This is a genomic window from Pseudarthrobacter equi, assembly GCF_900105535.1.
GTDB lineage: Bacteria > Actinomycetota > Actinomycetes > Actinomycetales > Micrococcaceae > Arthrobacter > Arthrobacter equi.
The window spans coordinates 1,782,929-1,798,175 of sequence record NZ_LT629779.1; the positions used below are offsets into that span (position 1 = coordinate 1,782,929).

5 protein-coding genes are annotated in these 15,247 nt (G+C 65.9%); all 5 read left to right on the forward strand.

What is annotated here, in order from left to right:
- Window positions 1-41 precede the first annotated feature (41 nt).
- The 5 genes from BLT71_RS08080 (at window position 42) to BLT71_RS08100 (ending at window position 15,239) form a co-directional block, all read left to right on the forward strand.
- Window positions 42-950 (forward strand): biotin--[acetyl-CoA-carboxylase] ligase, encoded by a 909-nt coding sequence (locus BLT71_RS08080; protein WP_091719111.1) that lies wholly within the window; start codon window positions 42-44, stop codon window positions 948-950.
- A complete protein-coding gene (locus BLT71_RS08085; protein ID WP_091719113.1) occupies window positions 943-1,539 on the forward strand; it encodes a PH domain-containing protein in 597 nt (198 codons plus the stop codon). The genes BLT71_RS08080 and BLT71_RS08085 overlap by 8 nt, the downstream gene beginning before the upstream one ends.
- Window positions 1,529-2,653: an adenylate/guanylate cyclase domain-containing protein gene (locus BLT71_RS08090; protein WP_091719115.1), complete on the forward strand. Its 1,125-nt coding sequence runs from the start codon at window positions 1,529-1,531 to the stop codon at window positions 2,651-2,653. Before BLT71_RS08085 ends, BLT71_RS08090 begins: the two co-directional genes overlap by 11 nt.
- 129 nt (window positions 2,654-2,782) lie before the next feature.
- Window positions 2,783-8,953, forward strand: coding sequence for an Ig-like domain-containing protein (locus BLT71_RS08095; protein WP_091719117.1), 6,171 nt, complete (start codon window positions 2,783-2,785; stop codon window positions 8,951-8,953).
- A 163-nt stretch (window positions 8,954-9,116) separates the two neighbouring features.
- Window positions 9,117-15,239: an Ig-like domain-containing protein gene (locus BLT71_RS08100; RefSeq protein WP_091719119.1), complete on the forward strand. Its 6,123-nt coding sequence runs from the start codon at window positions 9,117-9,119 to the stop codon at window positions 15,237-15,239.
- Window positions 15,240-15,247 lie beyond the last annotated feature (8 nt).

Consider the following 15,247-nt stretch of genomic DNA (forward strand, 5'->3'; position numbering starts at 1 on the left):
CGCCGGTGCGGCGGCATTCCCTGGCTCGGTAGGATTTAGCTATGGCTGAAGCGCATATCCCCGGTATCCCGTTGGACAGGTCGGAGCTGGGCGATCAGCGCTTCCTGTCCGCCGCCGGCATCGCCCGGCTCGACGTGGTGGACTCCACCGGCTCCACCAACGCCGACCTGCTCCGGGCAGTGACTGTGGAGCCCGCGTCCTGGCCGGATCTGTCCGTGCTGACGGCCGAGTACCAGACCGCTGCCCGGGGACGCCTGGAAAGGCACTGGGAAGCGCCGCCCCTAAGTTCGGTCTCCGTTTCCGTTGTGCTGCGGCCCGTTAATGCCGAGGGCCGGCCGCTGCCAACGCAGAGCTACTCATGGCTCTCGCTCATTGCGGCCCTGGCGCTCCGCGAAACCCTGCTGGAAACGGCGGGCATCCCGGCCGAACTCAAATGGCCCAATGATGTCCTGGTCCGCGGCCGGAAGATTGCCGGCATCCTGGCCCAGATGGGCCCCATGGCGGACGGCACCGTCCCGCCGGTGGTGCTGGGCACCGGCCTGAACGTCACCCTTCACGAGGACGAACTGCCGGTCCCCACGGCCACCTCGGTGTTCCTTGAGGGGGCGCAGACCACCGACCGGACCCAGCTGCTGAAGAGCTACCTGTCCCACTTTGCGGTGCTCTACCGGAGTTTTTGCAACGCCGACGGCGACCCCACGGCAGGCATGGCAGGCGGCCCGTCCCTGCATAAGCGCGTCGAGTCCGTCATGGTGACGCTGGGCCGGCAGGTACGGGCGCAGCTGCCGGGCGACCACGAGATCATTGGCCATGCTTCCCGCCTGGACGAATACGGCTCACTGCTGGTGGTGGACAAGGATTCACGCGAGCATGTGGTCACCGCGGGGGACGTGGTGCACCTGCGGCCCTGGACCGCACCGGAAGACGCCGGCCAAGGTGGTTATGCGTAAGGACCTCGTTCCCGGCGAACAGGTCATCGTCACCACCCGCCCGCAACCCAGGAAACTGGCCGGCCCCGCCGCCGCATTCATCATCGCCCCCGCGGTGGCGGCATTCGCGTCCGCCTGGATCGTGCGCGGGGAAGCCCGGCGCCTGGTTCCGGCCCTGGAGGCACGCTGGACCCCGTGGCTGGTGACGGCCTGCGTGCTGGCTGCGGCGTGGGTGTGGCTGGGCTACTGCCTCCCGCGGCTGATGCGCTGGCACGCGACACGCTATACCCTCACGAGCCGGCGGATGGTGGCCAGGTCCGGCATCTTCCGGCGGCGCGAAGAGCAGGTCAACCTCCTCTCCGTCCGCAACCTCACAGTCCACGAGGGCGTGCTTCAACGCCTCCTGCGCTCCGGGAATATATCCTTGGAAACCGGGTATGAGGGCGTGACGACATTCCGGGACGTGCCGGAGGCCGCCAGGTTCCGGGATTTCATCCTTGACGCCATCGGGGAACTGCCCGATGAGCGCCTCCCGCCCGGAGATGCAGGGGATTACCCTTCCGGGGCAGTGCCGACGGAAATGAGAGAAGGTGGACGGAATGAACGATGAGGACCAGCAGGAGCTCGTGGATCCGGTCACGCCGTCCCCTGCCACTGACCCGCACCCTCCCACCGGAGCGATGTCCGCAGAGCGCCTGGCCATGAAAGCCCTCGAAGCGCGGCTGCTCGGCGGCGAACGCAAGCTCCGCCGTCGCGAGGTGGCAGCGGGCGCAGGCCTGTCCCTGCTGTCCGCGCGCAAACTCTGGCGCGCACTGGGGTTCCCGAACTTCGGTGACGAGGACGTTGCCTTCACCGAACGCGACCAGGCGGCACTGTCAACCGTGGTGGACCTCGTCCGCAGCGGAAAGCTGACCGAGGAAGCGGCCATTTCCGTCACCCGCGCCATCGGCCAGATGACGGACCGCATGGTGGTGTGGCAGATCGAAGCCCTGGTGGAGGACCTCGTCCACGAACAGGGGGTCACCGATGCGGTCGCCCGCAAGCGGCTGGTCAACGAGCTACCGGCACTGGTGGATGCCCTCGAGGAAGTGCTGGTCTATTCGTGGCGGCGCCAGCTCAATGCCGGCATCCAGCGTCTGGCCGTCCGGGCCGAAGCGGGACTGCAGGCCAGCGAAGAAGGCCGCGAAGGCGACGAGGACGATGCGCCGTTGCCGCTGGCGCGGGCCGTAGGCTTCGCCGACCTGGTGTCCTACACCAGCCTCTCGCGCCGGATGAACGAGAAGACACTGGCCCGCCTGGTGCAGCGGTTCGAGAACAAGTGCGCCGAGATTATTTCCGTCGGCGGCGGCCGCCTGGTCAAGACCGTGGGCGACGAAGTCCTCTACATCGCCGAGACCCCAGCGGCCGGCGCCGAGATCTCCCTGGCCCTGGCGCAGGCTTTCACAGAGGACGAAATCCTGCCGGAAGCCCGGGTAGCCATGGTCTGGGGCAGGATCCTGTCCCGGCTTGGCGATATCTACGGCCCCACCGTTAACCTCGCTGCCCGGCTTACCACCCTGGCTGATCCCGGCACGGTGCTGGTGGACTCCATGACCGCGTCAGCACTCGAACATGACGAACGGTTCGTCATGCTGCCCCAACCGCCGGAAAACGTCCGTGGTTTCGGCGAAATCAAGCCGGTCCGCCTGACCCGTGGCCTGGGCAAGGGCCTGATCGTCGACTGACCTTCTTCACCTGCCGTCAAAGCGGGGGATGGTTTGTCCATTTGATAGCTAGACAGGCTATATTTGTTCTGCCCGGCTGCCGCATGCCGGTCATCGGCCGTTGCCGGACTTCACGGGGGGAACCGTTCCATGAGACTTCGCGGACGAGCGCGCGCAAAAGCTGCTGCTGCGCCCCGGCGCCGGCCGTTTCTCCAGTCCCCCCTTTTCAGCACCTCCGCCATGGGGCTTGCCCTCGCCGCCCTCGTTGTTGGTGCCGTGCTCTATCCGGGGTTTAAGACCACTGAGGTGGAGTTGAATGACGGTGGTGTGTGGGTGGTGTCGAAGTCTAAGAATGCGGTGGGGCGGTTGAATTATCCGTCGCGTGTTTTGGATGGGGCGGTGACTCCTGCGTCGTCGACGTTTGATATTTTGCAGGATGCCGGTGAGGTGTTTGTTGATGATGAGTCTGGTTCGACGTTGAATCAGGTGTCGCCGGCGAATATGCGTTTGGGTGGGGATAAGCAGTTGCCGGGGGCTGCTGATGTGAGTTTTGGGTCGTCGGTGTTGTCGGTGACGGATGCGGCGTCGGGCAAGGTGTGGGCGGTGTCGCCGTCGACGGTGAATGGTTTTGATGAGGAAGCGTCGGAGCCGGTGTTGGTGGGGTCTGAGGGTACGGTGTCGGCGGTGGGTGCTGATGATCGTATTTATTCGGCGGATCCGAAGGCTGGGACGGTGACGGTGACCGGTGTTGATGCCAATGGTGTGGTGGTGTCTTCGGAGTCTGAGTCGTGGTCTGAGTTGAAGGGTGCGGGGGATCTGCAGATCACGGTGGTGGGGGACCGGCCGGTGGTGTTGGATGCTGCGGCGGGGAATTTGTTTTTGCCTGGTGGTAAGCGGTTGCAGTTGGCTGATGCGCGGGATGCGAAGTTGCAGCAGGGTGGTCCGGGCAGTGATTTTGTGGCGATTGCGACGCAGAAGGTGTTGTTGAAGCAGCCGTTGGATGGTGGGACGGCGAAGACGGTGTCGTTTGGTGGTGAGGGTGTTCCTGCGGCTCCGGTGCAGTTGGGTGGGTGTGTGCATGCTGCGTGGTCGGGGGCGAATAAGTATGTCCGTGATTGTGTGAATGATGCTGATGATAAGAACGTGGATGTGCCCAAGGCGAGTGCGTCGCCGTCGTATGTGTTTCGGGTGAACCGGGACCTGGTGGTCCTCAATGATGTGAATTCCGGGAATGTGTGGCTGGTGAACCAGAACATGCAGCTCGTCAACAACTGGGACGACGTTGTTCCCCCCAAGGAAACCTCGGACGACGCCGACAAGGACTCCGCCGACGAAGTCCAGCAGACAGTCCTCCCGGACCGCACCAAACCCAACAGCCCGCCGGTCGCCCAGCCGGACAGCTACGGCGTCCGCGCCGGCAAAACCACCATCCTCCCGGTCCTGGACAATGACACGGACCCCGACGGCGACATCCTGACAGTGCGCCAGCCCGACAACATCCGCCTGGGCACGTTGTCGACGATCTACGGCAGCACGGGCTTCCAGGTCGCCGTTCCCGCAGACAAGACCGGCAGCGAAACCTTCGAATACACGGTGGACGACGGCCGCGGGCTTTCCGCCACCGCCGAAGTTTCGTTGCGGGTTGTCCCGCTGACGGAAAACACGGCACCGGCGCAGAAACCGAACCGTGACACCACCATGGTGGTCCAGCAGGGCAAATCGGTCACCCGGAACATCCTTACGGACTGGATCGACCCCGACGGCGACGACCTCTACGCCACGTCGGTCTCCAGCCCCGACCCCCTTGACCAGGTCCGCATCCGCCCCGACGGGCAGCTCTCCTTCCAGGACAGCGGCACATCGCCGGGCCGCAAGGTCCTCACCGTGGGAATCTCCGATGGCCAGGCCACCACTGAAGGCCGGATCACTGTCGACGTCCGCCCCGCCGGGGCCCTCCCGCCCATCGCCAACGCAGACCATGTGGTGGCAGTCGCCGGTGCTCCGACGGTGATCGCACCACTCAAGAACGACATCGATCCCCAAGGCGGCGCGCTCCGCCTTGCCCAGGTGACCGCTGACGAGCAGTCCAGGGCGGTCATCGGCGCCGACCAGCAGACCTTCAGCTTCACCTCCGACGTGCCGGGACCGCACTACGTGGAGTACCTGGTGACCAATGGGCCCGCCAGCGCCGTGCAGCTGGTCCGCGTCGACGTCGTGGCCGGCAACGACGCCGGGGCCCCCGTCGCCGTCCGCGACATTGCGCTGCTGCCCACCGGCGGCAGCGTCCTTGTCGATGTGCTCGGCAACGACTCCGATCCCTCCGGCGGTGTCCTGGTGGTGCAGTCGGTGACCGCCGACGGTTCGCTTCCGGTCAGTGTGTCCGTCCTGGACCACTCGGTGGTCCGAATCACGGACCTTCGCGCCGAAGGCCAACTAACGCTGAAGTACACCATCTCCAACGGCCGGTCCTCCGCGACGGGCGAGATCGCCGTCGTGGTGGTCCCGGCTCCGACAAAACTGCAGGCACCCCAGGCGAAGCCCGACGAAGCCACCGTCCGGGCCGGTGACGTCGTCTCCATCCCGGTGCTCGATAACGACACCGATCCCAACGGCGGCAAGCTGACCCTCGTGCCCGACCTCGCCCAGGTCCCGGACGAAGCCGACGGACGGACCTTCGTGGCCGGGGACCAGCTTCGGTTCATCGCCGGCTCCGAGGCCAAAACCGTCTACGCCATCTACAAAGTCCGCAACGAGTCCGGCCAGGTGGACTCCCAACAGGTGACCATCCGGATCCTGGCGCGCGATGACGAACGGAACAGCCGCCCCGAACCGCGCAACCTCACCGGCCGCGTGGTGGCGGGCATGACCGTCAAGATCCCCGTGCCCCTGGACGGCATCGACGCCGACGGCGACTCGGTGCAGCTGATGGGGATCGACAAGGCAGCTGGCATGGGCACGGCGATCGTCCGCGACGGCTACCTCGAGTACACGGCCGCAGGCGACGCAGCCGGGACAGACACCTTCACCTACCGCGTCCGTGACCGGATGGGCGCCGAGAACACCGGCACCGTCATTGTGGGCGTTGCACCGCCGGAAGCCATCAACCAGAACCCGATTGCCGTGGACGACGCCGTGGATGTCAGGCCGGGCAGGAACGTCGCCGTTGACGCCCTGGCCAATGATTCGGACCCCGACGGCGATCCCATCTCCCTGCTGACTGACGGTTTCGAAGCGCGGCCCGAGCTGAACGTCGAAGTGGCCGATGGCGCCAAGGTACTCTTCACCGCACCGGCAGTGGAAGGCAACGAGAGCATCCGGTACCGCATCCAGGACGACAAGAAAGCCCAGGCCAGCGCCGTGATCCGGGTCCGGGTCAGCGCGGACGCGGAACTGAAGCGTCCCATAGCCAAGGACGACAGGGTCACGCTGGCCGAAACCCTGGGTAAGACCGCCATCGACGTACCCGTCCTGAAGAACGACTCCGACCCCGACGGGGTGGCCTCCGAGCTGCAGATCAGCCTTCCGGACGGCAACCCCAATGCCCGCGTGGGCGGCTCAGGGAACGTGTTGGTCACCCTCACGCCCGAAGACCAGCTCGTCCCGTATACGGTGACCGACACCGACGGCCTCACCGCAACGGCCGTGATCTGGGTGCCGGGCCAGGGAGCGCAGTACCCCACGCTGTCCAACACCGAAACGGTGGAGGTCATGGCCGGCAAGGAAATCACCCTGGACCTGGACGACTACGTCAGGGTGCGGGAGGGCCGCCGGCCCAAGATCAGCGTTGCCGACTCCGTCAAGGTGCTGGGCGCCGCCCCGGACAACGTGATCGTCGGAGAGGGCGAAGGCCTCCGCTACGCGGCGCGTCCCGGCTACGCAGGGCCGGGCTCCATCACGTTCGAAGTCACCGACGGCTCCGGCCCCGATGATCCCGACGGGCTGAAGTCGACCCTGGTCATCATGACCAACGTGATCCCGGACCCGGACGAAGCCAACACCCCGCCCACGTTCCGCGGCGCATCCTTGGACATTCCCAAGACGGAAACCGCCACCCTGGACCTTGGCCCCCTCGCGGCCGACGTCGACGAGCGGGACCAGGGGAACCTCACGTTCGCCCTCGAGGGCTCGCCGCCCCCGGGCTTCAGCGCGAAGCTCGACGGCACGGTACTCAGCGTCAGCGCGGAAAACTCCGTGGGAGTCGGCGTGACGGGCAATATCCAGGCCACCGTGACCGACGGACGGTCGCCCGCGGTGACGGCCACCATCCAGGTGCGGCACGTGGCGTCCAACCGGCCCATGCCGGTAGCCAACGATGACGTGGTGGAGAAAGCCAACGCGGGCCGTGCCGAGACGGTCAACGTCCTGGCCAACGACGTCAACCCCTTCAGCGACACGCCGCTGAAGATCGTCGGCACCAGCGTCGAAACCGGTTCGGCCCAGGGCCAGCCCACCATCAACGGCGACTCCATCACCATCACCCCGGCAGACGGATTCAAGGGCGTGATGGTGGTCCGCTACACCATCGCCGACAAGACCGGCGACCTTTCCCGCCAGGTGGACGGCCGCGTCCGCCTCACGGTGCGCAGCGAACCCGATGCGCCGTCCGCCCCCTCGGCGACCGACGTCCGCAGCCGCACCGCCGTGCTCAAGTGGGCGCCGCCGTCGGACAATGGGGCGCCCATCACCGAGTACACGGTGGCATCCAACAACGGATTCCAGCAGAAGTGCCCCACCACCACCTGCACCCTCTCCGGGCTGACCAACAACGTGAAGTACGTCTTCACCGTCAAAGCAACCAACGAGGTGGGGGAGTCGCAGCCCTCACCGCAGTCCAACGAGATCCGGCCCGACGAGAAGCCCTCCCCGCCGGAGGCACCCAGTGTCAAAGCCGGCGACAAGAACATGGTCATCAACTGGCCCGCCGCCCGGACGGAAGGCTCCCCGGTCAAGCACTACAACCTGGAGATCTCGCCTCCGCCCGCCAACGGTGTTGCCGTCAAGAACGAGGTCGCAGGCCTCAACTACACCTGGACCGGGCTGACCAACGGCGTGAAATACAAGGTGCGCGCCCAGGCCGTCAACGAACTCGGCCCCTCCGACTGGGGTACCTATTCCTCCGAAGACAACCCGGCCGGCGTTCCGGCGGCCCCTGCCGCACCCACCTCCTCCGTGGCATCGTCAGTGGGCACCCAGAACCAGCTCCGGGTGAACTGGACTGAACCCAACACCAACGGTGACGCCATCAGCGCCTACTACGTCACGATGTCCGGCGGCGGCCGGCCCGACCAGACGCAGACCATTCCAGGCACGGTCCGCAGCGCCAACTTCACGGCGGACAACTCCGAAGCCGCGTACACGTTCACCGTGCAGGCCGAGAACAAAGCGGGCAAGGGTGCAGTCAGCCCGCCATCGGCTCCCCGCCGTGCCACCGGAAAGCTTGGCCAGGTTTCGGGCGTCAACGCCACTCCGGCCAACACCGGCGGTGCCGGCCGGTCGGTCACGGTCGACTTCAGGCGCCTGACGGCCGCTGAACGGAACGGCTCTGCCGAGAACGAGGTCAGTTACAGCTACAACGCCAGCAACGGTGCCAGCGGCCCCATCAGCCCGGGCCAGACCATCGGCGGCTTCGCCAACGGCGCCCAGGTGAGCATCACTGTCATTGCCAATTCCTCCGTGGCCCCGAGCTCCAACGCCAGCGCCCCGGCGTCGGCAACGCCGTACGGGTCCCCGGGCACACCGTCCGCATCGGGACAGGACGGCGGCGTCAACGACCAGTCCGTCACCCTTCGCTGGTCCTCGCCATCCACCGCAACGAACGACGTCGCGAGCACCAGGATCAGGATCAACGGCGGAGGTTGGGAGAACGTGGCAGCTTCAGGCAGCCGGACCATCAATACCGGCGGCTGGCAGCAGAGCCGCACCATCGAGGTCCAGACACTGAACTCCGTGGGGACCGGAAGCGGCATCGCCAGTGCCAGGGCAACGTCCGGCAAGCAGGGACTGTGGGAAACCCGGATCAAGACCTCGGATCCCGACTTCGAGCGCTCCTGCACCTTCACCCGGGGCGGCTCGAACTACCGGCCCAACCCGTACTTCACCTGCGATGGCGTCAGCGGCAACAATCCGCCCTGGTTCTACAAGTCCAGCCAGGACCGCATCATGGTGGCCTGCTACATCGACCAGGACGACAACTGGTCCGGTAACGGCGTCATCCGCTGGTGGCGGGTTGAGTCCGGATCGGCACGCAACGTGGGCCGCTATGTCATCGCCGGACACACCACGCTTCCGGACCCCGCAGGGCTTGGAGCACCCCCATGCTGACCCGCCAAAATCATGAAGCCGCAGGTCAGGCCGCGGGGCACCTCTACCCATCGCGGACCCTTGCACCGTTGGGTAGGCTAACGCGGGGAACAGAGAGCCCGGTACCGGGTTTTTGGGGATTTCGGCCGGGGGGCCGCCGAACAACTGAGGGAAGCCAATCGCTGTGACAAGTCTGCTGGGGAAACTTGGGCTCAAACGGCGCCACAAGAAGATCGTCACCGGTACAGCCTTCGCCGCTGCCGTGGCCGTCGTGGCGACCGGTGCCGTGCTCTATCCGGGGTTTAAGACCACTGAGGTGGAGTTGAATGACGGTGGTGTGTGGGTGGTGTCGAAGTCTAAGAATGCGGTGGGGCGGTTGAATTATCCGTCGCGTGTTTTGGATGGGGCGGTGACTCCTGCGTCGTCGACGTTTGATATTTTGCAGGATGCCGGTGAGGTGTTTGTTGATGATGAGTCTGGTTCGACGTTGAATCAGGTGTCGCCGGCGAATATGCGTTTGGGTGGGGATAAGCAGTTGCCGGGGGCTGCTGATGTGAGTTTTGGGTCGTCGGTGTTGTCGGTGACGGATGCGGCGTCGGGCAAGGTGTGGGCGGTGTCGCCGTCGACGGTGAATGGTTTTGATGAGGAAGCGTCGGAGCCGGTGTTGGTGGGGTCTGAGGGTACGGTGTCGGCGGTGGGTGCTGATGATCGTATTTATTCGGCGGATCCGAAGGCTGGGACGGTGACGGTGACCGGTGTTGATGCCAATGGTGTGGTGGTGTCTTCGGAGTCTGAGTCGTGGTCTGAGTTGAAGGGTGCGGGGGATCTGCAGATCACGGTGGTGGGGGACCGGCCGGTGGTGTTGGATGCTGCGGCGGGGAATTTGTTTTTGCCTGGTGGTAAGCGGTTGCAGTTGGCTGATGCGCGGGATGCGAAGTTGCAGCAGGGTGGTCCGGGCAGTGATTTTGTGGCGATTGCGACGCAGAAGGTGTTGTTGAAGCAGCCGTTGGATGGTGGGACGGCGAAGACGGTGTCGTTTGGTGGTGAGGGTGTTCCTGCGGCTCCGGTGCAGTTGGGTGGGTGTGTGCATGCTGCGTGGTCGGGGGCGAATAAGTATGTCCGTGATTGTGTGGATGATGCTGATGATAAGAACGTGGATGTGCCCAAGGCGAGTGCGTCGCCGTCGTATGTGTTTCGGGTGAACCGGGACCTGGTGGTTCTCAATGATGTGAATTCCGGGAATGTGTGGCTGGTGAACCAGAACATGCAGCTCGTCAACAACTGGGACGACGTTGTTCCCCCCAAGAACGAATCCGACGAGCAGGACCAGGAATCCGCGGACATCAACACCATCAATGTGTTGCCGGACCGCACCAAACCGAACCGTCCGCCGGAAACCAAGCCCGACGTCGTCGGCGTCCGTCCGGGCCGCACCACCATCCTGAGCGTCCTGGACAACGATTCCGATCCCGACGGCGACGTCCTCACCGCCGGGCTCCAGGGCAACCCGCCAAAGGCAGGGACGCTGGAAAACATCTACGGCGGCACCGCCTTCCAGATCTCCGTGCCGGCCGACGCCAGGCCCGGCACGGAAACGTTCAGCTACTCGGCGTCCGATGGCCGCGGCCTCTCCGCCACGGGACAGGTCACCCTCAATGTGGTGGGTCCGGACCAGAACAAGCCACCGCAGTTCAAACGCGGCGAGAACACCACCATGCTGGTGGAACAGGGAAAGACCGTGAGCCAGAACATCCTGACGGACTGGGTGGACCCCGACGGCGACGACCTGGTGCTCCTTGACGCCAAGGCCGACAACGACCAGGACCAGGTGAAGGTCCGCCGCGACGGCCTGCTCACTTTCCAGGACTCCGGTGCCACCTCCGGTAAGAAGAACGTTGAGGTGACCATCTGGGACGGCCGCGACACCGTCACCGGCAAGGTGGTCATCAACGTCCAGCCACCCGGCGCCCTCGCGCCCGTGGTCAACGCTGACCATGTCACAGCCGTGGTGGGCCAGGACCTGGTGATCTCGCCGCTGAAGAATGACGTGGACCCCAACGGCGGCGCCCTCCGCCTCGCCCAGGTGGAAGCCAACGGCCCCGCGGATCTGGGCCCCGTGACAGACGGCGGAACCTTCACGTTCCGCAGCACCACCCCGGGCCCCGTCTACCTCACATACATCGCCAGCAACGGCCCGCAGAGCAGCCAGGGACTGATCCGAGTGGACGTCGAATCCGGTGACGACCCCGGCGACCCCGTTGCCGTCCACGACGTCGCCCTGATGCCCACCGGCGGCAGCGTCCTGCTGGACCCGCTGGCCAACGACTCCGACCCCTCCGGCGGAGTCCTGGTGCTGCAATCCGTGAAGCTTCCGGAAAACGCCACCATCTCGGTCAGCGTGATCAACCACAGCGTCCTGCGCATCACGGACATCCTCGGAACCAAGGACCCGATCCTCTTCGAATACACCATGTCCAACGGCAAGAAGTCGGCCACCGGTTCCGTCTCCGTGGTACCCGTCCCGGCGCCGGCCGTGGTGGAAGCACCCCAGCCCAAGCCGGACGAGGTGAACGTCCGCGTCAACGACGTCGTCACCATTCCCGTCCTGGACAACGACACGCACCCGCAGGGCCAGGAACTGACCGTTGACCCGGTACTGCCGCAGGGCGTGGACCCGGTCGACGGCAAGAGCTTCGTCTCGGAAAACACTCTCCGGTTCATCGCCGGCAGCCAGCCCAAGACGGTCCGCGCCATCTACAACGCGGTGGACCCGCAGGGCCAAAAGAGCGCCGCCGCCGTCACCATCCACATCCTCCCGCTGGAAGGCGCGGAGAATTCCCGGCCCCAGCCACGCAACCTCACGGCCCGCGTGGTGGCGGCCGGCACCGTCCGCATTCCGGTTCCGCTGGACGGCATCGATCCCGACGGCGACTCGGTCCAGCTCACCGGCATCGACAGTACTCCTGCCATGGGTACGGCGACGGTAGGCAGCAACTTCATTGACTTCACGGCTGCCGGTGACGGCGCCGGGACCGATACCTTCCGCTACAAGGTGGTGGACCGGCAGGGTGCCGTCAATACCGGCACCGTAACTGTGGGCATCGCACCGCGCGGTGAAATCAACCAGAATCCCACTCCCGTGGACGACGAGGTGCGGGTCCGCCCCGGCCGCCAGATCGCCGTCGACGCCACCGGCAACGACACCGATCCCGACGGCGACCAGATCCGCATCCTCACCGACGGCATCGAGGCTGATCCTGCCCTCCAGGCCACCGTCAGCAAGACCAGCGGACGGGTCATCCTGACCGCTCCCAACGAGGCCGGGACCGTCAACGTCCGGTACACCGTGGCCGATGACCGGGATGCCCGGGCGCAGGCCACCATCCGAGTGGTGGTAGACCCGGAAGTTCCGCTCAAGGCACCCATCGCCCGTGACGACCGCGTGACGTCGGCCCAGACCATGGGAAAGACCGCCGTGGACGTTCCCGTGCTGAAAAACGACGAAGACCCCGACGGCGTGGGCGAGAACCTCAAGATCAGCACCGAGGCAACCACCGCCCGGCCCGGCACCGATGGCAACATGATCGTTGACCTCACCGAGCAGCCGCAGCTCATCCCGTACACCGTGGAGGACGTGGACGGGCAGAAGTCCACCGCCATCATCTGGGTGCCCGGCCTCGGCCAGCAGGTTCCCACGCTGGCCAAGGACGAGGTCCTGGAAGTGGTGGCGGGCCAGTCCGTCAACGTCGCCCTGGATGAATGGGTCAAGGTCCGGGACGGCCGCTCACCGCGCCTGACACAGGCGGACCGGATCAAGCTCATCGGGGCCGACGGCAGCGACCCCGTCACCGGTGACGGTACGGGGCTGAAGTACACCGCAGGCACCGATTATGTGGGTCCGGGTTCGCTGACCTTCGAAGTAACCGACGGAACCGGGCCGGACGATCCCGCCGGCCTGAAGTCAACGCTCAGCATCCGCACCAAGGTTCTCCCGGACCCCAACAAGAACAACCCGCCCGAGCTCCTGGGCGCGAACGTCGAAGTGCCCATGGGCGACTCGGCGAGCATCGACCTGGGGAGGCTGACCTCTGACCCCGACGGGGACGATGTCGACAACATGAAGTACGAACTTCTGGACGGCACGCCGGCCGGATTCACCGTGAGCGTGGACGGCAAGAACCTCAAAGTCTCCGCAGCGGACTCCAGCCGGGCCGGCACCGCCGGTGCCGTGCAGGTCAAGGCCAGGGACCCGCGGGGTCTTGAAGCCACTGCCACGTTCCAGTTGTCAGTGACGGCATCCAACCGGCCCAAACCGGTAGCGAACGACGACGTTGAACCGAACGCCGCCGCCGGCAAGCCGGTGACTACCAACGTTCTGGCCAACGACGCCAACCCGTTCCCCGAGACGCCGCTGAAGATCATTGCCGCCGCCACCGAGACCGGCAGCGGCAACGTGGAAGTGAACGGCGACTCGGTGACGGTGACACCCGCGCCCGGCTTCACCGGCACCATGGTGGTCACCTACACCGTGGAGGACAAGACCCAGGACGCTTCACGGCATGCAACCGCACGTGTCCGGCTCACGGTCAAAGACGAACCGGCGGCCCCCACCACGCCGCAGGCCCAGAGCGTGGGGGACCGGACCGCTCTGCTGACCTGGACGGCACCTGCCGACCGCGGCTCACCCATCACCAAGTACACCGTGTACGGCGAGGGCGGGTTCCAGCAGGACTGCCCGGCCAATACCTGCACACTGAACGGGCTGGTCAACAACACGAAGTACCACTTCCAGGTCACCGCCACCAACGAGTTCGGCGACTCCGACAAGTCGCCGCCCTCGGCCGAGGTCCGGCCGGACGTCAAGCCGGACACCCCGCTGGCGCCGTCGCTGAAGTTCGGCGACAAGGAACTGTCCATCAACTGGACAGCTCCTGCCAGCAAGGGTTCGCCGGTGAAGTCCTACGACCTGGAGATCTCGCCGCCGCCCGCGGGGCAGAACGCCCAGATCCAGAACCTGACCGCTGTCAGCTATGTCTGGAAGGGACTGCAGAACGGCGTGTCCTACAAGGTGCGGGTCCTGGCGCGGAATGACGCCAAGGAACCCTCCGAGTGGAGCCCGTACTCTGCGGCTGAAGTTCCGGCAGGCGTGCCGGCCACCCCGGCCGCACCCACCGCTGCCCAGGCAGCATCCCTGGGTTCGCAGAGCCAGCTGAAGGTCAGCTGGGCCGCGCCGAACAACAACGGTGACGCCGTCTCGGCCTACACCCTCACCACCCTCCGGGGCGGTGCCGCGGTGGCCACCCAGCAGGTGGCCGGCACCTCGCAGAACGTGACGGTGGACAACTCCGAGGCCAACTACACCTTCACCGTCTCCGCCACCAACAAGGCAGGAACCAGCGCCACCAGTGGCCAGTCGGCGGCGATCCGGGCGGTAGGCAAGCCCGGCATCGTGAGCACTCCGACGGCGACGCTGGTGGACACCGGTGGAGCAGGCGGGAAGATCGATATCCGGTTCACACCCTTGTCTGATGCCCAGCGCAACGGCTCCACGGCTCAGGAGATCACGTACAAGTACTCGCTGACCTCCGGCGGGGGCAGCGGCAACATCGCTGCCGGTGGCGGAACTGTCGCCGCCGCCAATGGCACGCCTACCTCGGTGGTGGTCTGGGCCGTTTCCTCGCGCAGCTCCACCGCCGGTGATGCCAGCGCGCCGTCCAACCAGGTCAATCCATATGGCCTGGCCTTTGCACCGAACGTGAACGGCAGCAAGAGCAGCGGCCAGGGCGACAAGACAGTGTCCTGGACGTGGAACCAGCCGGACGGCAACGGCCGTGCTGTCACGGGCTACCAGTACAGCCTGGACGGCGGCGGATGGCAGGACACCAACCAGCGCTCGTTCTCCAAGACGGTCGGCTTCAGCGAAACCCACACCCTTCGCGTGCGGGCCATCAGCGGCGGCCAGCAGGGCCGGATCGGCAGCGATACGTCCCGAAGCGGCGCCGAGCCGCCACCCCCCGTGCCCACCTCGTGGGGCATCACGGCCACCCCTGTCCGTAGCTGCACCGAGCCCCGCAAGGGAACGGACAGCTTCCGTGCCGGCAACCCGTCGTCGTGCGTGGGTGAAGGCAAGTGGCTGGATGCGAACGTCGGGTCCCAGACGGACCGGTACCAGATCTGGTACAAGACGTCGAACAATCCGACCGGCATCTGGTACCACCTGACGTCCGGCCCGGCGGCCGGCAACTGGCTCCGCTGCGATACCTCCAGTCTCGGCTGCAACCCGCCCAACGGGATGCAAAACCGCTAGCCCAGCAG